Origin of the sequence: Rhodococcus sp. NPDC060086 (assembly GCF_042730275.1) — a bacterium.
GTDB lineage: Bacteria > Actinomycetota > Actinomycetes > Mycobacteriales > Mycobacteriaceae > Rhodococcus.
Genome location: NZ_JBHWWZ010000018.1, coordinates 52,661 through 72,467, shown reverse-complemented (window position 1 = coordinate 72,467; position 19,807 = coordinate 52,661). Strand labels below are relative to the sequence as shown.

Here is a 19,807-nt window from a genome sequence, read left to right as displayed (position 1 = left end):
GAACGGCAACTGTAATCGCGAGCGGACCGTAGGTGATCTTCGGTGGGTGAGAGAGGGCCGGGCGGGAAGAAGCCGGGCGGACCGACGCGCCGGATGCCTCACGGCACGGGGCGCGACGTGGTTCCAGCCGGACGGTATTCCACGAAGGCAATTCACATTGGCTCCGGGGCGTACGCGGCGCGTCGATCCGAATGGGTCAACGCGGTCGCACGAGAATCTATTCCGAGAGCTCCGTTGTGCGACGAGGCGCACACGTGCCTACCCGGTGTGGTCCCCTCCGCTGTGGCCTGAGTGGTTGTCGTGGGCCGAGTGGATGGGAAGGACGCCGACTTCGTCGACCTCATCGGCGCCGACGACCACGAACTGACCCATCATGCCGTCGTCCTCGTGCCGGAGCAGATGGCAGTGGTACATGTACGGAATGGTGGGGTCGGTGTGGTCGGCGAACCGCATGAGCAGTCGCACTGTGGTGCCGGGTGGAACGTAGACGGTGTCCTTCCTGCCGGTCAGCGTCGGATGATCGGCAGGCATCCCGGTTGCGTCGACCACCTGGAACTGCACGTCGTGGACGTGGAAGTTGTGGACCATCCCGCTCACGTTGTCGATCTCCCACAGTTCGGTGGTGCCGGCGACGACGACCTCGTCGATGCGGTTCATGTCCATCTTCGAACCGTTGATCTCGGTGGTGCTCGTGAGGTCGAAGGAGCGTGTGACGGTCGGCTCGCCGAGATCGTCCAGCGTCGCCAGGCGATCCGGGACCGCCTCGTTCGATTCGAGAGTGGCGGCGGCACGTAACTCGAGAACGTCGAAGCTGTCGTCGCCGCCGGAGAATCGGGTCTGCCAGAAGTCGGCGCGCAGGTCGGGCGGGGTACTGCGGAGCACGTTCCGGGTTCCGGCGGGTGCCTCGACGATGATCTCCGCTCGTTCGCCGGGGGAGAGCTGGAGGCTGCGGAGCGCGACGGGTGATTCCAGGAGACCTCCGTCGGTGCCGACCAGATCGAACGGCAGCCCAGTGTCGAACGAGAAGTTGTAGATGCGTGCGTTCGATGCGTTGAGCAGACGCAGCCGGACGCGTTCGGTGGTCACGTCCAGGAAAGCGCCGGGGGTGCCGTTGACGAGGATCTCGTCGCCGAGTGTCCCGACGTTGGCGAAGACGGCGCCGTCCTCGTCGAGTTGGTTTCCATTGAACTTCTTGTCCTGCACGATCACCGGGATGTCGTCGACACCGTACTCGTCGGGGAGCGCAGGTCCGTCCTGGTCGTCGACGAGGAACATGCCCGCGAGACCTCGGTACACGTGCGAGGCCGTCGAGCCGTGCAGATGCGGGTGGTACCAGAGGCTTGCGGCAGGCTGATCGATCGTCCAGTGCGGAGACCAGGTGGCGCCGGGTTCGACCGTCTGGTGGGGGCCGCCATCCATCGCGGCGGGCAGATGCATCCCGTGCCAGTGCAGCGTGCTCATCTCGCCGACCTCGTTGGTCACGTTCACCCGGACGTTCTCACCGCGCTCGGCACGCAGGGTCGGGCCGAGGTAGTCGCCGTTCACGCCCCAGGTCTGTGTATCGGGCCCGTGCCCCAGGTCGCTGGTGCCGCGCTGCATGGTCAGGTCGAACACGCGAGTCCCGTCGTCGGCGACCGTGCTCTCCGCGAGTGGGGGGATCTGCACCGGCCGGTCGAACGTCACCTGACCCGTCGTGTCGATCGAGGTGGTGTTCCAGAAGTAGAGACCGACTGCCGCTGCGCCGAGGATCAAGGTCATACCGACCGCGAACGAGGTCGCCACGATCCGCCCGAGTAATTTCACACCTTCGATCGTGGTCGTCGTCGCGTATCGGCACATCAGGTGTGGCACCCGATCTTCGGATCGGGGATGTCCCCTACCGGCGCTGTGATCACAGGAGAAGCCCTTCTGTATGTGCAGTCGAGTGGCTGAGGTCCGTGATCAGGCCTGCACCGAATCGAAAGAGCCGAACATGAGCGAGATCGACGAACTGCGGGCGTCTTCGATGCCGTGCCGCACATCGAGGTCGACGGCGACGAGGCGACCGGCCGCAGCTACGCGCTCAACATCCGTTGGACGCTGACGCCGACCGGTTCTGGGTCGCCCGGGTCTCGGCCGATACCTGGCGTCGGGTTCGCATCTCCGGCGGGTGGCGCATCGCCGAACGGATCAACGCGAACGTCGACGGCACCGCCGAACATCGGGAGATGCTTGCCCCGGCCGACGAGTGAGTCCGGCGATAGAGTCGATTCATGCGTATTCATCTCGGTCCCGGACGTGACGATCATCTTGCGAACGCGATCGTCGAGGGTGGGGGCACGCTCGTCGGACTCGACGACGCGGACGCCCTCGTGTGGGACGGCGGTCCCGACGACTTCCCGACGGATCTGCCCGACGGGATCCGCCTGGTGCAGCTCACCTACGCGGGCATCGAACCGTTCTTCCGGGCGGGCCTGATCGACGATCGTCGCCTCTGGGCGAATGCGTCCGGTGTGTATGCCGACAACGTCGCCGAGTACGCCGTGGGGGGCCTGCTCGTGGGATTGCGGCAGTTCCACTCCTCGCTGGCGGCGAAGAGCTGGCGCAAGGACGACATCGATCCGCGGGTGCGGACACTCCACGGCGCGACCGTCGCGATCGTCGGGTGCGGCGGGATCGGCCGGGCCATGATCCCGCGGCTGCACGCTCTCGGTGCGGAGGTGGTGGCGGTCAACCGGTCAGGTCGCCCGGTCGATGGGGCGAAGGTGACGCTGCCGTCTGCCCGGACCGGTGAAGTGTGGTCCATGGCAGACCATTTCGTGATCGCTGCTCCCGCGACCGAGGACACCGATCGTCTCGTCGACACCGCTGTGCTGGAAGCAATGCCCGACACCTCGTGGCTCGTGAACGTTGCGCGCGGCAATCTCGTCGACACCGACGCACTCGTCGATGCGTTGCGTGCGGAGAAGATCGCCGGTGCAGTGCTCGACGTGACCGATCCCGAACCCCTGCCCGACGGTCATCCGCTGTGGGATCTCGACAACGTCGTGATCACTCCGCACATCGCCAACACCCGAAGCCACCTGACCGAGAATTTCGCGCCGACGCTGCGGGAGAACGTGCGCCGGTTCATCGCGGGGGAGGAGTTGCTCGCTCGGGTCGAGCCGAGCGCCGGGTACTGACAGGCAGGGCTGCGGTACCTGTGTCGAGATCGATGCCGAACGGGGGAGCCCCCGTGGAGTGGTCCTGTCGCGACGTCTGCTGCCGGTGCTGCTCCTCGACGACGTGCTGGTACGCGGGCGACAGGAACGATTGCATCTCCCCGAACACGCCGGCGCTCGTGCCTGCGGGGCGGTTGCGGTCGCGCCAGTAGACCCAACCGCGCCGTTCGGCGAACAGGCCGAGACGATCGATCGCGAACACGAGCAGCAGCACAGTGACGATTCCCACGACGGTGTACACGAGGTGCTCCTTCGGTGATGGTCCGTTTCGACGATACATGCTCGAACATATGTACGATTGATGAAAAGTGTGGCATCGGAGGTGGAGATGGGATGGAGCAACGGGCCGCCGACCTGGTCCGAAATGGAGCGTGTGCTGTCCGGTCGGCCTGCTTCGGTGTACCCCGGCGACGGCAGCGACGCCCCCGCCTGGTCGCGCACCCGACCCGACTACGAGGGGGGAGTGCAACTACCCGCCGGTCCCGTCGTGCCGTACGCCGAACTGCACTCGCACTCGGCCTACAGCTTCCTCGACGGTGCCTCCACGCCCGAAGAGCTCGTCGAGGAGGCGGTCCGGCTGGGCCTCGACGCGCTCGCGCTCACCGACCACGACGGCCTCTACGGCGTGGTGCGCTTCGCCGAGGCCGCGCGTGAACTCGACATGCGTACCGTCTTCGGAGCTGAACTGAGCCTCGACGACGCGCACTTGCTCGTCCTCGCGCGAGGTGAGGAAGGATATCGGCGTCTCTCGCGACAGATCGCCGCCGCGCACCTGGCCGGAGGGAAGAAGAACACACCCCGCTACGACTACGACGCTCTTACGGAGGCCGCCGGGGGGCATTGGCAGATCCTCACCGGATGCCGCAAGGGGCATGTGCGGCAGGCCCTCGACACGGACGGGCCGGACGGCGCCGACCGTGCTCTGCGCGAACTCGTCGACCGATTCGGAGCCGAGCGCGTCACCGTCGAACTCACCTGGCACGGCCTGCCCGACGACCACGAACGGAACAGCGCCCTCGCGGAACTCGCCGGGCGATACGGGCTTTCGTGTGTGGCGAGCACAGCCGCGCACTTCGCCGCCCCGGACCGGCGCAGACTGGCGATGGCCATGGCCGCCATCTCCGATCGGCAGAGCCTCGACCTCGCCGCGAGCAGGCTCCCTCCGGCCGGCGGCGGTCACCTGCGGTCGGGCGCGGAGATGGCGAGCCTGTCCGAAGCCTTTCCCGGCGTCGTACAGGCCGCCGCGGATCTCGGCCGCGAATGCGCCTTCGACCTGCGTCTCATCGCACCGAAACTGCCACCGTTCGACGTACCCGACGGGCACACCGAACAGACGTGGCTCCGTGAACTCACCTACGACGAGGCGCTGCGCCGATACGGACCACCCGAACACTATCGGGAGGCCTATCGGCAGATCGAACACGAACTCGCCATCATCGGGCAGCTGGGCTTCCCCGGATACTTCCTTGTCGTCCACGACATCGTGCAGTTCTGCGTGAGCAACGACATCCTGTGTCAGGGAAGAGGGTCCGCGGCCAACTCCGCTGTGTGCTATGCGATCGGCATCACCAACGTCGATCCCGTCGGCAACGGTCTGCTGTTCGAGAGGTTCCTGTCGCCGGAACGAGACGGACCACCCGACATCGACCTCGACATCGAATCCGACCGTCGTGAAGAAGCCATCCAACACGTCTACGAGAAATACGGACGAACCCACGCAGCACAGGTGGCCAACGTCATCACCTACCGCGGCAAGTCAGCGGTGCGCGACATGGCGCGCGCGCTCGGCTATGCGCAGGGTCAGCAGGACGCGTGGAGCAAGCAGGTCAGCCGCTGGGGTGGGGTGACGACAGAAACCGACACCGATATCCCCGAACCGGTGCTCCGGCTCGCAGCTCAGATCGAAGGCCTGCCGCGGCACCTCGGCATCCACTCGGGAGGGATGGTGATCTGCGACCGTCCCGTCGCCGACGTCGTCCCGGTCGAATGGGCCCGCATGGCCGGTCGCACCGTTCTGCAATGGGACAAGGACGACTGTGCCGCCGTCGGGCTCGTCAAATTCGATCTGCTCGGCCTCGGCATGCTCTCGGCGCTGCACTACATGATCGACCTCGTCTCCGAACACGAAGGCATTCACGTCGATCTTGCGCAGCTCGACCTGTCGGAGGAAGCCGTCTACGAGATGCTGCGTCGCGCAGATTCCGTCGGCGTGTTCCAAGTGGAATCGCGCGCACAGATGGCGACACTGCCGCGGTTGAAACCGAGGCACTTCTACGATCTCGTCATCGAAGTGGCGTTGATCCGCCCGGGGCCCATCCAGGGCGGATCCGTGCACCCGTACATCCGTCGGCGCAACGGACTCGAACCGGTCGTCTACGACCATCCGTGCCTCGAGAAATCGCTCGAACGCACCCTCGGGATACCGCTGTTCCAGGAGCAGTTGATGCAGATGGCCGTCGACGTCGCGGGATTCACCGCGGCGGAAGCCGACCAATTGCGTCGCGCGATGGGATCGAAGAGGTCTCCGGAGAAGATGGAACGTCTGCGCGACCGGTTCTATCGGGGCATGCGCGAACTGCACGGTCTCACCGGGGACGTCGCCGACCGCATCTACGAGAAGCTGTACGCATTCGCGAATTTCGGTTTCCCGGAAAGCCATTCGCAGAGCTTCGCGTCGCTGGTGTTCTACTCGTCCTGGTTCAAGCTGCATCACCCCGCGGCGTTCTGCGCGGGTCTGCTGCGCGCGCAGCCGATGGGCTTCTACTCGCCGCAGTCGCTGGTGGCCGACGCCCGGCGACACGGTGTGGTGGTGCACGGTCCTGACGTCAATGCGAGTCTCGCTCACGCTACCGTCGAGAACCGGGGACAGGAGGTGCGCCTCGGGTTGGGGGAGGTGCGATACATCGGCGACGACCTCGCCCGACGGATCGTCGAGGAACGACAGGCGAACGGTCCGTATCTCTCACTGCTCGACCTGACCTCCCGCATCGAACTCTCCACGCCTGAGGCCGAAGCACTCGCGACGGCCGGTGCCCTGTCCGGTTTCGGTGCCACCAGGCGAGAAGCGCTGTGGGCGGCCGGGCCTGCGTCGACGCAGCGCGCGGGCCGGCTACCCGGTATCGGTGCGTCTTCCCCGGCTCCCGCGCTGCCCGGCATGAGCGACATCGAACTCGCCGCCGCCGACGTGTGGGCCACGGGTGTCTCACCCGACAGCTATCCGACGCAGTTCCTGCGCGAGAAACTCGACGCACTGGGGGTGATCCCCGCATCGCGCCTGCTGCAGGTTCCGGACGGGACGCGCGTGCTCGTCGGTGGCGCTGTCACTCATCGGCAGCGGCCGGCGACCGCGGCCGGCGTCACCTTCCTCAACCTGGAGGACGAGACCGGCATGGTGAATGTGGTGTGCTCGGTGGGGCTGTGGGCGAGGTATCGGACCCTCGCGCACACCGCGCCCGCGCTGCTGGTGCGCGGACGGGTCCAGAACGCGGACGGCGTCGTGACGGTGCTGGCCGACCGGCTGCAGCGGATGGATCTGCGAACATCGGTGAAGTCCCGAGACTTTCGATAGCATCGCGCCCCATGAGACGCCTGCTGATCGTTGTGTTCCTCGCGCTGGTCGCGTTCGTTGCAGCCGCGTGCGGTGAGGGAGGCGGCAGCGACTCGGGACCCATGACGGGTTCGGGACCTGCGATGTCGGAGTCAGCGCCATCGCTCTCCGACGGCGCTCGCTCATCGGTGCCCTCCGCCGAGGCGACACCCGACCGGAAGGAGGTCGTGACCGGGCGCATCATGCTCACCGCCGACGACCCCGTCGCGACCGGTCGTGAGGTGGTCACCATCGTGGAAACCGCAGACGGCCGCGTCGACTCGATCACCGAACGACCCGAGTCGAGCAGTGTGCTCACCGTTCGTGTTCCCGCGGACGGGCTCGATGCGGTGATCGACGATGTGCGGCAGCTCGGCCGCGTCACGAGCCTGACCACGAGCCGCGACGACGTCACCCTGCAGTACACCGACCTCGAGGCACGGGTCGGCGCCCTGCGCGCTTCGGTCGACCGGTTACGAACGCTCATCGAGACGGCTGACAACACCGCCGACGTCATCGAAGCGGAAAATGCTCTGGCCCAGCGTCAGGCAGACCTCGACAGTCTCGAAGCGCAGCGTCGGCAGTTGGCCGATATGGTCGATCTGTCGACGCTCACCGTCGATATCAGCACGCAGCAGCGACCGTCGGACAGCGACAGCTTCTGGGACGGCATCGTCGAAGGCTGGAACAGTCTGTGGACGACCCTGGGGGCCGCGGTGGTCGCAGCGGGTGTCGCGCTACCGTGGTTGGCGTTCCTGATCGTGTGCGCCGGCATCATCTACCTGGTGGTCCGGTTGATCGCCCGATCGGGACGGTCTTCCGCCGGAAATCCCGGCGAAGCCCCCGACGAGAGGACCGACAACGATGCGTGAGGTCGATCTGGCTGCACTGGAAACCGCACTCGCCGAGGGAGCGCCCGTCATCGACGTGCGCGAACTCGACGAATACGTCCAGGTGCGGGTGCCGGGCGTGATCCACATTCCGCTCAGCGACTTCGTCGCGCGGGTCGAGGAGATCCCCGCGGCCGAGACCGTGTACATCATCTGTGCGGTCGGTGGACGTAGCCTGCAGGCCGCCGACTACCTGTCCGGTCGTGGAATCAACGCTGTGTCCGTCGCGGGTGGCACCGACGGCTGGCAGCAGTCGGGCCGTCCCGTCGAGAGCGGCGCGTAACCCCGACTGGCCGGAGGTGCGCGACGCCTGGTCTCCCGCCTGTTGCACCTCTCGCGTGTTACACCTGACCGATGAATGATCGTCGTCTCTCCGCCGTTGTCGGTGCCTGCGGCGTGGTTGTCGTGGTGCTCACGGGTTGTAGCACCGAGAGCGGTACTGCCGTGGCCGAATCCTCGACGGCCACCCCGTCGGCGGCCCCGTCGACTGTCGAGCGCACCACAACCGCCACCACTACGACCGAAACCGAAACCGAAACAAAAACAGGATCCGACCCGTACCGCGCCGAGGCGCTCCTCGTGTCCGGATCGACCGACCGCGTCGACTACGACGTCGAGATACCCCAGATCAGCGGTGGGGACCCAGCGGTCGTTGCCGAGTTCAATGAGTCGATGCGCGCCGCGCTGCAGAATCTGATCGACGGCCCGGGGACCGAGCGCTACACACTCGCGACCGGCACGCACGAGGTGACCCGGATCGGTGAGCGCGTCGTCGCGGGGCTGCTCGTCACGTCATACAACATGAACCCGCCGGGAGCTCACCCGACGGCGATAGAGTCCACGGTGGTCGTGAACACCGATAACGCCGCTCCCATCACGCTGCAGGACCTGTTCCCAGACCTGCAGGCCGGACTGAACCGGTTGTCCGAGCACTCGGCGCTGCTCCTACCGGAGACCCCAGCGGGCCCGGACTACGTCGCAGAGGGCATCGCACCCGAGGAGATCAACTTCTCCAACTGGCTTCCGACGCCCGAGGGCATGGAGGTTCATTTCGGCGACTACCAAGTGGGTCCGCACGCCATCGGACTGGTCACCGTCACCGTCCCGTGGGACGAGCTCGCGGACGTCATGGATCCCGAGATCCTGCGGGTGGTCAGCAGCTGACAGTCGGTCAGGCCGAGCCCCGCTGTTCAGACCGCGTGTTCAGACCGCGCCGTCGAACCCGTGCTGGCGCCACGCCTCGTATGCCACCACTGCGGCGGCGTTCGACAGGTTCAGCGATCGCCGTCCGGGCAGCATCGGAATGCGCACCTGCATCGTGATGTGGGGGTCGGCGAGCACCTCGTCCGACAGGCCGGTCGGTTCCGGTCCGAAGAGCAGCACGTCGCCGGGCAGGTACTCGATGTCGGTGTAGCCGGTGGTGCCGTGTGCCGTGAACGCGAAGACACGTTCCGGCCGCAGGGCCTCCCACGCTGTGGCCAGATCGGCGTGCACCGTCACCGAGGCCAGGTCGTGATAGTCGAGACCGGCCCGGCGCAGCTTCGGTTCGGACAGGTCGAAACCGAGCGGACCCACGAGGTGCAGTTCGGCACCGGTCGCGGCGACCATCCTGATCGCGTTGCCGGTATTCGGGGGGATACGAGGTTCGTGGAACATCACTCGGAACACTCGAACCAGCTTGCCAGAAGCGACGAGCAGGCTCATCCGCCCGGTCGCCACACGAGGTTCGGCGGTCGCCTGGAACAATGGTGGCCGTGACTGCGACCCTTCTGGACGGCAAAGCAACCCGCGACGAAATCTTCGAGGACCTGTTGGTCCGTGTGGCCGCGCTGAAGGACAAGGGCATCACGCCCGGCCTCGGCACGATCCTGGTGGGCGACGACCCCGGATCGGCAGCGTATGTGCGCGGCAAACACAACGACTGCGCCAAGGTCGGCATCACCTCCATCCGCAAGGATCTGCCCGCCGACATCACCCAGGAGCAGCTCGAAGCGGCGATCGACGAACTCAACGCCGACCCCGCATGCACCGGTTACATCGTGCAGTTGCCGCTACCCAAGCACCTCGATGAGAACGCCGCGCTCGAGCGCATCGACCCCGCCAAGGATGCCGACGGGCTGCATCCCGTCAACCTCGGACGTCTCGTCCTCGGCAAGGAAGCGGCGTTGCCGTGCACCCCACGCGGGATCGTGCACCTGCTGCGCCGCTATGAGGTACCGATCAACGGTGCCCATGTGGTGGTCATCGGCCGCGGTGTGACCGTGGGTCGCCCGATCGGACTGCTGCTGACCCGCCGCAGTGAGAACGCCACCGTGACGCTGTGCCACACCGGCACCCGAGACCTCGCCGCCGAGGTGAAGCGCGCCGACATCATCGTCGCTGCCGCAGGCGTCCCCGGTCTCATCACCGCCGACATGGTCAAGCCCGGTGCAGCCGTGCTCGATGTGGGCGTCTCACGCACGGACGACGGACTCCGCGGCGACGTCGCCGCGGACGTTCGCGACGTCGCAGGGTTCTTCTCCCCGAACCCCGGCGGTGTCGGGCCACTCACCCGTGCGTTCCTGCTGACCAACGTCGTCGAACGCGCCGAGCACGACGCCGGCCTCTAGTCACACGACATGGACAGTTCGGTGCGAATCACACGACTGAACCTGCCGCTGCTGGCGGTCACCCTGGTGATCGCTGCAGCGGTGGTCCTCGTACTCGCCGATCGCTGGCGCCGAGGAGCCTTCGTGTTCGGCGGTGCGATGATCCTGGCGGGGATCCTCAGGTGGGCTCTCGACTCGGATCAGGTGGGAGTGCTCGCGGTACGCGGCAAACGCTTCGACGTGGCTGCGATGCTCGCCATGGGCGGAGCGATCGTCACTCTGGCAGTCTCGATCGACCCGCTGGGTACGGGTTAGGACACACGGGACTCAGGAGCCCGCCAGCTCCATCAGCTCGACGAGCAGCTTCGCGACTGCATCGGCCTCGGTGAGGAAGCCGTCGTGTCCGTCGCGTGACTCGAGAACGCGCAACCCATCGCAGTGGGGAAGCCCGTCGGCGATCTCCTGCTGCAACCGGATCGGGTAGAGCCGGTCGGAATCGACGCCCGCGACGATGGTCGGCACATGTGTGCGGCCCAGTGCAGCCTCGATACCGCCGCGACCGCGGCCCACGTCGTGCCGGTTCATGGCGTCGCTGAGCACCACGTAGGTCCCGGGGTCGAACCGGGAGACGAGTTTCGTCGCCTGGTGGTCGAGATAGCTCTGCACTGCGTAGCGTCCGTCGCGCCACGGATTCTCGTCGCCCTGAGGCAGATTCGCGAACCGTGAGTCGAGCTCTTCCTCGCTGCGATACGACAGGTGGGCCATGCGGCGAGCGATGCCCAAACCGGCTTCCGGTCGGCGGCCGCTCGCGTAGTAGTTGCCGCCCTGCCAGTCCGGATCCGCCGTGATGGCAGCGATCTGGGTGCTCTGGACACCGATCTGGTCGGCGGTCGCGCGGGCACCTACTGCGAGGACCAGCGCAGACCGCACTCGGTTCGGATGGGTGACGATCCACTCGAGCGAGCGCATACCACCCATCGAGCCACCGGTCACGGCAGCCAACGTGTCGATGCCGAGGGCGTCGAGAAGTGCAGCTTCCGCGGTGATCTGATCGCGGATGGTGATCCGGGGGAATCGTGCACCCCACGGCTTTCCGTCGGGCGCGGTGCTTCCCGGTCCGGTGGTGCCCTGGCATCCGCCGAGGACGTTCGTGGCCACTACGCACCAGCGGTCGGTGTCGATCGGGGCGCCGGGTCCGACCATGCCGGACCACCAACCGGGTGACGGATGATCCGGTCCGGCGGGTCCGGTGATGTGCGAGTCGCCGGTCAGGGCGTGCTCGACGAGCACGACGTTGTCGCGGGTGGGGGACAGCGCGCCCCATCGCTGGAGTGCAACGGTGACGCCGGGAAGGGTCTCGCCGCTCTCGAGGGTGATGTTGCCGATGTCGACGGTGCCGAGCTGTCCGTCTTCCGCGGGGAGTTCGATCCGCCGACGGTTGGTGCCTGCTGTCAAGATGCGACCGCCTTCGTCAGCATTTTCGAACCTCCCATGAGCCGGCTTGTCGTCTGCGGTGCGCCGACGACCGTGTCCTCACCCGGAGCACCCCACCCTGGCCGGAGGGTTGCCGACCAGCAAGCCGGGGCTTCGCGCTGGCACTCATGACCTCGTCGGAAGTCTAACGGCTGGGTCGTACGACTCGATAGGCGGCTCTCGACCTCCCCCCGAAGGGTGTCGGGCAGCGGGAAAATTTCCGGTCAGTAGTGCTCCACGGGGTCGCGACCGGGGTTACGAACTGCTCGACATTCCGTGAAGAGATGTGAACATGCATGATCGAATGTGTTTCACAAGGAGTGTGACGCTCCACTCGCAATCTCGGATACGGTGTCCGGCGTGTCTCTCACCATCACCACGGTCAACGTCAACGGCGTGCGCGCAGCAGCAGGCAAAGGCCTGCTCGCCTGGCTCGACACCTCGTCCGCGGACATCGTCTGCCTTCAGGAAGTGCGCGCGAGCGAGAAGCAGTTCCACACTGCGATCGCGCCGGCACTGGACGCGGGATGGTGCGTCGTCGGAGCGGAGGCCTCCGCCAAGGGGCGTGCGGGTGTCGCGATCCTGTCGCGAACTCCCGCGGACGCCGTGCGCATCGGTTTCGGCGTCGACGACTTCGGCGACGCAGGTCGCTACATCGAGGCCGACTACCGGGACGTGACGGTCGGCAGCCTGTACCTGCCCACCGGGGAGGCGGACACCCCGAAGCAGGACGAGAAGGAACGCTTCATGAAGGGCTTCGCCGCATACCTGGGGGAGCGCGCGTCGGACGTCGTCGCGGCCGGTCGAGACATGGTTGTGTGCGGCGACTGGAACATCGCCCACACTGAGCGCGACATCAAGAACTGGAAGGGCAACATCAAGAAATCCGGCTTCCTGCCCGGCGAGCGTGCCTGGGTGGACGATCTGCTCGCCACCGGCCGGTGGCGCGACGTCGTGCGCGACCTGCACGGCGACGTCGCAGGCCCCTACTCCTGGTGGTCCTACCGCGGCAAGGCCTTCGACACCGACGCCGGCTGGCGGATCGACTACCACCTCGTCACGCCAGCCCTGGCCGCTCGGGCGACCGACGCGCAGGTGGAGCGCGCTGCGACCTACGCCGACCGCTGGTCGGATCACGCCCCGGTCACCGTCACGTTCGGGTAGGCACATTCACCGACCTCGTTCGGCCTCGGAAACCGATGCGTGAAATTATCGAGGTCATGTCGACTGCAGATCAGAACGCCACAGCGCAGGATGCCCGCCCGGCCGCGCGGCCCCGGGTGCTCTCGGGCATCCAGCCCACCTCGGATTCGTTCCACCTCGGGAACTTCCTCGGTGCGCTGCAGCAGTGGGTTCCCGCGCAGGACGAGAACGACGCCTTCTACTTCATCCCCGATCTGCACGCCATCACCGTGCCGCAGAAGCCGAAGGAACTGCGTAAGCGGGTCCTCGCCGCCGCCGCGCAGCTGCTGGCCGTCGGTATCGACCCGGACCGCTCAGTCCTGTTCGTGCAGAGCCAGGTCCCCGAACACGCCGAGCTGTCCTGGGTCCTCAACTGCCTCACCGGTTTCGGTGAGGCGAGTCGCATGACGCAGTTCAAGGACAAGTCCGCCAAACAGGGTTCCGAGCACGCGAGTGTCGGCCTGTTCACCTACCCGGTCCTCATGGCCGCGGACATTCTGCTCTACCGCGCCCACAGGGTCCCGGTCGGTGAGGACCAGCGGCAGCATCTCGAGCTCACCCGCGACCTCGCGCAGCGCTTCAACAAGCGTTTCGGCAAGACTTTCGTCGTCCCGGAGGCCCAGATCGTCAAGGGAACCGCCAAGATCTACGACCTGCAGGACCCGACGTCGAAGATGAGTAAGTCGGCGGCGACGGAAGCGGGCCTGATCAACCTGCTCGACGACCCGAAGATCTCGGCGAAGAAGATCAAGTCGGCGGTGACCGACAACGACCGTGAGATCCGATTCGATCCGGAGAACAAGGCGGGTGTGAGCAACCTGCTCACCATCCAGTCGGCGCTCTCGGGCCGCTCGATCGACGAACTCGTCGCCGGGTACGAGGGCAAGGGCTACGGCGACCTCAAGGGCGACACCGCAGAGGTGCTCACCGAGTTCGTGACGCCGTTGCGAGCGAAGGTGGACGAGTACCTCGCCGACGAAGCGGAACTGCTCCGGATTCTGTCGAACGGTGCGGATCGGGCACGTGAGGTGGCTTCCCGGACACTCGCGCAGGTCTATGACAAGGTGGGATTCCTACCTCGGAAGTGACCGCGTTAAGGAGCAGCTGATGGTCGGTGCGCCGGACGGCGACAAAGAGCCGAGTTTCCTCGAACGTCAGAGGGCAGCCAGGCCTTGGCTCGACCATCTGGTGCGTTCCGGTATGCGATATCAGGAGAACAAGGGCAGCTACTATGCCGCGGGGCTCACATACTTCACGGTCCTCGCGATCGTCCCGATCATCATGGTCGCGTTCTCCATTGCGGGTTTCATCCTTGCCGGCCGACCGGAGATGCTGCAGCAGATCAGCGACACGATCGCCGAGAACATCCCCGGTGAACTCGGCGGAACCGTCCAGGGAATCATCGAGTCCGCGATAGATTCTCGCGGCGCGGTGGGCGTGATCGGTCTGATCACGGCGTCGTATGCCGGCCTGGGTTGGATGGCGAACCTGCGCAATGCTCTCACCGCAATGTGGGATCATCCGCGTGAGACGGGAAACTTCTTCGTCGTCAAGCTCCGCGATGCCGGCGCGCTGATCAGCCTGGGCCTGGCGATGGTCGTGTCGCTGGGGTTGTCCGCGGTCAGCAGTGGACCGGTGATGCGGTGGATCGTGGAGTTCCTGAACATCGAGAACATCGTCGGCGTGGGTGTGCTGCTGCGTATCGCTGCGCTCCTCATCGCGGTAGCCGCCACGAGTGCGGTGTTCACGTGGGTCATCGCCCGCCTGCCGCGCGAACCGGTCCCGTTCCGCAGTGCGATCCTGGCCGGCGTGATCGCGGGCATCGGATTCGAGATCCTCAAACAGGTCGGTTCGATCTACCTCGGGAGTGTCCTCCAAGGCCCTGCGGGTGTCGCGTTCGGTCCGATCCTGGGCATCCTCGTGTTCGGCAACATCACCGCGCAGCTCGTGTTGTTCTGCACTGCGTTCGCCGCGTCGACGAAGGCGAGCCTCGCGCTCGCGTACATTCCCGCACCGGATCCCGCAGTGATCACGCCGCGTGTCCATGTCCAGGAGGGGCCCGGGATACGGGGCGGACTTGCTCTGCTGGGTGTGGGTGTGCTCGGTGGCGCGCTCGTCGGCGCACGGGCACGCCGCAGCGGTGCCGGGCGCGCACGCCACTGACCGGGTTCCCCGAACAGATGTGAACAGCGGGTGTGGATTCACCCAGAAGACCGGCCACCGTCCGCGTTCTGTCGTAAAGTCCGGACATGAGAGCGCTCCAATACACCGCTGTCGGTTCTGAGCCTGTCGTCGTCGAGATTCCCACTCCGGCACCCGGCCCTGGCGAGATTCTGCTGAAGGTCACTGCTGCCGGACTGTGCCACTCCGACATCTTCGTGATGGATCAACCCGAGGATTCGTACGGATACGGATTACCGCTGACCCTCGGCCACGAAGGCGTGGGAACGGTCGCCGAACTCGGTGCCGGTGTCACCGGTGTCTCGATCGGCGATGCCGTCGCCGTGTACGGGCCGTGGGGCTGCGGCACTTGTCACGCGTGCGCTCTCGGCCGTGAAAACTACTGCACGCGCGCGGCGGAACTGGGGATCGCCCCACCCGGGCTCGGTTCTCCGGGATCGATGGCGGAGTACATGATCGTCGATTCGGTGCGGCATCTGGCTCCGATCGGGGATCTCGACCCCGTACGTGCGGCACCGCTGACCGACGCCGGACTCACGCCCTACCATGCAGTTCAGCGCGTGCGTTCCTTGCTCGGGCCAGGATCGACGTCGGTCGTCGTGGGTGTCGGCGGGCTCGGTCACGTGGCCATCCAGATCCTTCGGGCGGTCACCGCAACGAGAATCGTTGCCGTCGACCTCGACGACCAGCGGTTGGCGCTCGCCCGCAGCATCGGCGCCGACGACGCGGTGCGTTCCGACGCGGGGGCCGCGGACGCCGTGCGGGCACTGACGAACGGGCTGGGGGCCACCGCGGTGTTCGACTTCGTGGGAGCCCAGTCCACTATCGACATGGCGCAGCAGATCGTCGCAATCGACGGGCACATCTCGATCGTGGGAATCCACGCGGGTGCGCACGCGAAGGTCGGTTTCTTCCTCGTTCCCTTCGGCGCATCCGTCGTGACCCCGTACTGGGGCACACGCAGCGAGTTGATGGAGGTGATCGCACTCGCTCGCGACGGAAGACTCGACGTCCACACCGAGACCTTCACGTTGGACGACGGACCGGCCGCGTACCGGAGGCTACGGGAGGGTTCCATCCTCGGGCGCGGTGTGGTCATTCCCGGCTGAGTCGGGCTGTGCTGTTGTCCGGCGGGCACGCGACGCCGGCCCACCGAACGGGCTGCGAATATCGCGCTGAATGAGAGCACCCCGAAAAGACACGGTCGCCGCAGCATCTCACATCGAGAGTGCTGCGGCGACCGTGCAAAAACTGAGAAGTGCGTTCGTCAGCGTGCAAACATCAGCGCGCGCTTGACTTCCTGAATCGCCTTCGTCACCTGGATGCCGCGAGGGCATGCGTCGGTGCAGTTGAAGGTGGTGCGGCAGCGCCACACGCCTTCTTTGTCGTTGAGGATGTCCAGACGCTCGGCAGCACCTTCGTCACGCGAATCGAAGATGAAGCGGTGAGCGTTGACGATGGCAGCGGGACCGAAGTAGCTGCCGTCGCTCCAGTACACCGGGCACGAGGTGGTGCAGCACGCACACAGGATGCACTTGGTGGTGTCATCGAAACGTGCGCGGTCGTGCTGCGACTGGATGCGCTCGCGGGTCGGCTCGTTGCCCGTGGTCATGAGGAACGGCTTGACGGCACGGAACGCGTCGAAGAACGGCTCCATGTCGACGACGAGGTCCTTCTCCACAGGGAGGCCGCGGATGGGCTCGATGGTGATGGTGACCGGCTTGCCGTCCTTGGGCAGCATGTCCTTCATCAGGATCTTGCAGGCCAGGCGGTTGACACCGTTGATCCGCATCGCGTCGGAGCCGCAGACACCGTGCGCGCAGCTGCGACGGAAAGTGAGGGTGCCGTCGAGGTAGCCCTTCACATACAGCAGCAGGTTGAGCATCCGGTCGCTCGGAAGCGCAGGCACCTGGAAGGAATCCCAGTGCTGACCCTTGGTGTCCTCCGGATTGAACCGCGCGATCTTGAGGGTGACCATGACGGCGCCCTCGGGAACGGGAGGAAGATCCTCTGCGGCAGTGTCGTGCTTTTCGAGAGTTGTCATCAGTACTTCCGCTCCATGGGCTCGTACCGGGTCTGGACCACCGGCTTGTAGTCCAGGCGGATGTCGGAGATCAGTTCCTCGCCCACCTTGTAGGCCATGGTGTGCTTCATGTAGGTCGCGTCGTCCCGGTTCGGGTAGTCCTCGCGTGCGTGACCGCCGCGCGATTCCTTGCGATTCAGGGCGCCGACGACAGTCACCTCGGCCATTTCGAGCAGGAAGCCGAGCTCGACCGCCTCGAGCAGGTCGCTGTTGTAGCGCTTGCCCTTGTCGTGGACCGTGATCTCCTTGTAGCGCTTCTTCAGCTCGTGGACATCGTTGAGCGCCTGCGTCAGCGTCTCCTCGGTGCGGAACACCGATGCGTTGTTGTCCATCGTCTGCTGCAGATCACGGCGGATATCTGCGACACGCTCGCTGCCACCCTGGTGGAGGATCAGGTCGAGCCAGTCGTCGACGTACTTCGTCGGGTTCTCCGGCATGTCCACGTGGTCGTGGCTGTTCGCGTACTCGGCGGCAGCGATGCCGGCGCGGCGGCCGAACACATTGATGTCGAGGAGCGAGTTGGTGCCGAGACGGTTGGCACCGTGCACGGACACACATGCGCACTCACCGGCGGCGTACAGACCCGGGACGACGTTGTCGTTGTCGCGGAGCACCTCACCCTGGACATTGGTGGGGATACCACCCATGACGTAGTGGCAGGTGGGGTACACGGGCACGAGTTCCGTGACGGGGTCGACGCCGAGGTAGGTGCGAGCGAACTCGGTGATGTCCGGGAGCTTCTCCTCGAGGACATCTTCGCCGAGGTGGGTCACGTCGATGTAGACGTAATCCTTGTTCGGTCCGGCACCGCGGCCTTCGAGCACCTCGAGAACCATCGAGCGCGCGACGATGTCGCGGGGTGCGAGGTCCTTGATGGTGGGGGCGTACCGCTCCATGAAGCGCTCGCCGTCGGCGTTGCGCAGGATGCCGCCTTCACCGCGGACGGCCTCCGAGATGAGGATGCCGAGCCCGGCCAGCCCTGTCGGATGGAACTGGTGGAATTCCATGTCCTCGAGCGGCAGGCCCTTGCGGAAGATGATGCCGAGGCCGTCACCGGTGAGGGTGTGGGCGTTGGACGTCGTCTTGTACATGCGGCCCGAGCCGCCTGTGGCGAACACGATCGACTTCGCGTGGAAGATGTGGATCTCGCCGGTGGCCAGCTCGTAGGCGATGACACCTGTCGCGACCGGGCCGTTCTCGGTCTCGGTCAGGGCGATGTCGAGTGCGTAGAACTCGTTGTAGAACTCGACGTCGTGCTTGACGCAGTTCTGGTACAGCGTCTGCAGGATCATGTGACCCGTGCGGTCGGCTGCGTAGCACGCGCGACGGACCGGAGCCTTGCCGTGGTCGCGGGTGTGTCCGCCGAATCGACGCTGGTCGATCTTGCCCTCGGGCGTGCGGTTGAACGGAAGGCCCATCTTCTCGAGGTCGAGGACCGCGTCGATGGCTTCCTTGGCCATGATTTCGACGGCGTCCTGGTCGGCGAGGTAGTCGCCGCCCTTGACGGTGTCGAAGGTGTGCCACTCCCAGTTGTCTTCCTCGACGTTTGCGAGGGCGGCGCACATGCCGCCCTGCGCTGCGCCGGTGTGGCTGCGAGTGGGGTAGAGCTTGGTCAGAACCGCGGTGCGGGCCCGGGGGCCGGCTTCGATCGCGGCGCGCATTCCGGCGCCACCGGCACCGACGATGACCACGTCATAACGATGTTCCTGCATGAAGTCTTGGTCCCCTAGCTCGCAACGATGTTGGGATCGAAGGTGAAGATCACGTAGGTGCCCAGGCCCATGATCAGGATCATCGACACGACCAGGATCGTGTTGAGCCAGAACCGGGTGGAGTCCTTGCGTGCGTAGTCCGCGATGACGGTGCGCAGGCCGTTGCCGCCGTGCAGCTGCGCGAGCCAGAGCATCGACAGATCCCAGACCTGCCAGAACGGGCTGGACCAGCGACCTGCGACGAAGGCGAAGTTGATGCGGTGCACACCGTCGTCGAGCATGAGCATGATCAGAAGGTGACCGAGCACCAGGATGACCAGGGCCATGCCGGACAGGCGCATGAACAGCCACGCGTAGAGCTCGAAGTTGTTCTTCGCGGCACGACGCGGGGACCGAGGGTTGTCGAGACTGGCGGGGCGGTCGTACGCCGTGCCGAGGGTCTTCGCTTCAGTCATGTCAGTGCCCCGCAAACATGTTGTAGAAGATGCGAATGGTTGCGGGGATCATCACCACGAACCAGATCGCCAGGATCGTCCAGAGCATCACACGCTGGTACTTCGGGCCCTTGGACCAGAAGTCGACGAGCATGACGCGGATACCGTTGAGGGCGTGGTAGAGCACCATGGCCACCAGGCCGAGCTCCATCAGGCCGACGATCGGAGTCTTGTAGGTATCGATCACCGCGTCGTAGGTCTCGGGGTTCACCCGGACGAGTGCGGTATCGAGGACATGGACGAACAGGAAGAAAAATGTCGCCACGCCGGTGATCCGGTGTAGAACCCAGGACCACATTCCGGGGTCCCCCCGGTATAGCGACCGTGTGCGCCCCGCTTCTACGGGGGCGGCTTCAGTCGTGCTGCTCATCGAGTGCTGTGCCTCCAACGTCAATGGTGGACGCGTCGAGCCGCTCTC

The 19,807-nt window shown here is 65.8% G+C and carries 20 protein-coding genes and 1 riboswitch; of the genes, 12 read left to right on the top strand and 8 right to left on the bottom strand.

Annotation, left to right across the window (positions count from 1 at the left end; genetic code table 11):
* Nucleotides 1–258 precede the first annotated feature (258 nt).
* Nucleotides 259–1,839 carry a multicopper oxidase family protein gene (locus tag ACFWB0_RS12940; protein WP_378490863.1) on the bottom strand — a complete coding sequence of 527 codons (1,581 nt, stop codon included), beginning with the start codon at nucleotides 1,837–1,839 and terminating at the stop codon, nucleotides 259–261.
* A gap of 233 nt (nucleotides 1,840–2,072) precedes the next feature.
* Between ACFWB0_RS12940 and ACFWB0_RS12935 the strand changes: the two genes are divergently transcribed.
* Both ACFWB0_RS12935 and ACFWB0_RS12930 read left to right on the top strand, forming a co-directional pair.
* Nucleotides 2,073–2,231 (top strand): hypothetical protein, encoded by a 159-nt coding sequence (locus ACFWB0_RS12935; protein ID WP_378490837.1) that lies wholly within the window; start codon nucleotides 2,073–2,075, stop codon nucleotides 2,229–2,231.
* 21 nt (nucleotides 2,232–2,252) lie between these two features.
* Nucleotides 2,253–3,161, top strand: a complete 909-nt coding sequence (locus ACFWB0_RS12930) for a D-isomer specific 2-hydroxyacid dehydrogenase family protein (RefSeq protein WP_378490836.1) — start codon at nucleotides 2,253–2,255, stop codon at nucleotides 3,159–3,161.
* Here the strand turns inward: ACFWB0_RS12930 and ACFWB0_RS12925 are convergent.
* Nucleotides 3,109–3,441: a DUF6191 domain-containing protein gene (locus tag ACFWB0_RS12925; RefSeq protein ID WP_378490835.1), complete on the bottom strand. Its 333-nt coding sequence runs from the start codon at nucleotides 3,439–3,441 to the stop codon at nucleotides 3,109–3,111. The two genes, ACFWB0_RS12930 and ACFWB0_RS12925, sit on opposite strands and share 53 nt — an antisense overlap.
* Nucleotides 3,442–3,528: 87 nt before the next feature.
* Between ACFWB0_RS12925 and ACFWB0_RS12920 the strand changes: the two genes are divergently transcribed.
* The 4 genes from ACFWB0_RS12920 (at nucleotide 3,529) to ACFWB0_RS12905 (ending at nucleotide 8,840) form a co-directional block, all read left to right on the top strand.
* Nucleotides 3,529–6,768 (top strand): error-prone DNA polymerase, encoded by a 3,240-nt coding sequence (locus tag ACFWB0_RS12920; protein WP_378490862.1) that lies wholly within the window; start codon nucleotides 3,529–3,531, stop codon nucleotides 6,766–6,768.
* 11 nt (nucleotides 6,769–6,779) lie between these two features.
* Nucleotides 6,780–7,658, top strand: coding sequence for a DUF4349 domain-containing protein (locus ACFWB0_RS12915; protein ID WP_378490834.1), 879 nt, complete (start codon nucleotides 6,780–6,782; stop codon nucleotides 7,656–7,658).
* On the top strand, nucleotides 7,651–7,959 hold the full coding sequence (locus ACFWB0_RS12910) for a rhodanese-like domain-containing protein (RefSeq protein WP_378490833.1): 309 nt from the start codon (nucleotides 7,651–7,653) through the stop codon (nucleotides 7,957–7,959). Before ACFWB0_RS12915 ends, ACFWB0_RS12910 begins: the two co-directional genes overlap by 8 nt.
* A 71-nt stretch (nucleotides 7,960–8,030) precedes the next feature.
* The gene (locus tag ACFWB0_RS12905; RefSeq protein WP_378490832.1) at nucleotides 8,031–8,840 is read left to right on the top strand and encodes an RsiV family protein; all 810 of its coding nucleotides are present in this window, start codon (nucleotides 8,031–8,033) and stop codon (nucleotides 8,838–8,840) included.
* 39 nt (nucleotides 8,841–8,879) lie between these two features.
* Here ACFWB0_RS12905 and ACFWB0_RS12900 read toward each other — a convergent pair whose 3' ends face one another.
* Nucleotides 8,880–9,344 (bottom strand): tRNA (cytidine(34)-2'-O)-methyltransferase, encoded by a 465-nt coding sequence (locus tag ACFWB0_RS12900; protein ID WP_378490861.1) that lies wholly within the window; start codon nucleotides 9,342–9,344, stop codon nucleotides 8,880–8,882.
* An 86-nt stretch (nucleotides 9,345–9,430) separates the two neighbouring features.
* Here ACFWB0_RS12900 and ACFWB0_RS12895 point away from each other — a divergent pair, with 86 nt between their 5' ends.
* Nucleotides 9,431–10,285: a bifunctional methylenetetrahydrofolate dehydrogenase/methenyltetrahydrofolate cyclohydrolase gene (locus tag ACFWB0_RS12895; RefSeq protein ID WP_378490831.1), complete on the top strand. Its 855-nt coding sequence runs from the start codon at nucleotides 9,431–9,433 to the stop codon at nucleotides 10,283–10,285.
* A 9-nt stretch (nucleotides 10,286–10,294) separates the two neighbouring features.
* Nucleotides 10,295–10,579, top strand: coding sequence for a DUF3017 domain-containing protein (locus tag ACFWB0_RS12890; protein WP_378490830.1), 285 nt, complete (start codon nucleotides 10,295–10,297; stop codon nucleotides 10,577–10,579).
* A gap of 12 nt (nucleotides 10,580–10,591) precedes the next feature.
* Here the strand turns inward: ACFWB0_RS12890 and ACFWB0_RS12885 are convergent, their stop codons facing one another.
* Nucleotides 10,592–11,719 carry a homoserine O-acetyltransferase gene (locus ACFWB0_RS12885; RefSeq protein ID WP_378490829.1) on the bottom strand — a complete coding sequence of 376 codons (1,128 nt, stop codon included), beginning with the start codon at nucleotides 11,717–11,719 and terminating at the stop codon, nucleotides 10,592–10,594.
* Nucleotides 11,720–11,756: 37 nt separating this feature from the next.
* A riboswitch (SAM riboswitch) is annotated at nucleotides 11,757–11,871 on the bottom strand.
* Between the two features lie 226 nt (nucleotides 11,872–12,097).
* Between ACFWB0_RS12885 and ACFWB0_RS12880 the strand changes: the two genes are divergently transcribed.
* The 4 genes from ACFWB0_RS12880 to ACFWB0_RS12865 all read left to right on the top strand — a co-directional run bounded on the left by ACFWB0_RS12880 (nucleotide 12,098) and on the right by ACFWB0_RS12865 (nucleotide 16,209).
* A complete protein-coding gene (locus tag ACFWB0_RS12880) occupies nucleotides 12,098–12,901 on the top strand; it encodes an exodeoxyribonuclease III (RefSeq protein WP_378490828.1) in 804 nt (267 codons plus the stop codon).
* Nucleotides 12,902–12,957: 56 nt separating this feature from the next.
* Nucleotides 12,958–14,007 carry a tryptophan--tRNA ligase gene (gene trpS / locus ACFWB0_RS12875; RefSeq protein ID WP_378490827.1) on the top strand — a complete coding sequence of 350 codons (1,050 nt, stop codon included), beginning with the start codon at nucleotides 12,958–12,960 and terminating at the stop codon, nucleotides 14,005–14,007.
* Nucleotides 14,008–14,026: 19 nt separating this feature from the next.
* Nucleotides 14,027–15,082, top strand: a complete 1,056-nt coding sequence (yhjD, locus tag ACFWB0_RS12870; RefSeq protein ID WP_378490826.1) for an inner membrane protein YhjD — start codon at nucleotides 14,027–14,029, stop codon at nucleotides 15,080–15,082.
* Between the two features lie 86 nt (nucleotides 15,083–15,168).
* The gene (locus ACFWB0_RS12865) at nucleotides 15,169–16,209 is read left to right on the top strand and encodes an NAD(P)-dependent alcohol dehydrogenase (protein ID WP_378490825.1); all 1,041 of its coding nucleotides are present in this window, start codon (nucleotides 15,169–15,171) and stop codon (nucleotides 16,207–16,209) included.
* Nucleotides 16,210–16,367: 158 nt separating this feature from the next.
* Here ACFWB0_RS12865 and ACFWB0_RS12860 read toward each other — a convergent pair whose 3' ends face one another.
* The 4 genes from ACFWB0_RS12860 to sdhC are packed head-to-tail and all read right to left on the bottom strand — an operon-like array spanning nucleotide 16,368 to nucleotide 19,759.
* Nucleotides 16,368–17,144 carry a succinate dehydrogenase iron-sulfur subunit gene (locus ACFWB0_RS12860; protein WP_378490824.1) on the bottom strand — a complete coding sequence of 259 codons (777 nt, stop codon included), beginning with the start codon at nucleotides 17,142–17,144 and terminating at the stop codon, nucleotides 16,368–16,370.
* Nucleotides 17,144–18,895 carry a succinate dehydrogenase flavoprotein subunit gene (gene sdhA, locus ACFWB0_RS12855; RefSeq protein ID WP_378490823.1) on the bottom strand — a complete coding sequence of 584 codons (1,752 nt, stop codon included), beginning with the start codon at nucleotides 18,893–18,895 and terminating at the stop codon, nucleotides 17,144–17,146. Before sdhA ends, ACFWB0_RS12860 begins: the two co-directional genes overlap by 1 nt.
* Nucleotides 18,896–18,909: 14 nt before the next feature.
* A complete protein-coding gene (locus ACFWB0_RS12850) occupies nucleotides 18,910–19,350 on the bottom strand; it encodes a succinate dehydrogenase hydrophobic membrane anchor subunit (RefSeq protein WP_378490822.1) in 441 nt (146 codons plus the stop codon).
* A gap of 1 nt (nucleotide 19,351) precedes the next feature.
* Nucleotides 19,352–19,759 carry a succinate dehydrogenase, cytochrome b556 subunit gene (sdhC, locus tag ACFWB0_RS12845; protein ID WP_378490821.1) on the bottom strand — a complete coding sequence of 136 codons (408 nt, stop codon included), beginning with the start codon at nucleotides 19,757–19,759 and terminating at the stop codon, nucleotides 19,352–19,354.
* Nucleotides 19,760–19,807 lie beyond the last annotated feature (48 nt).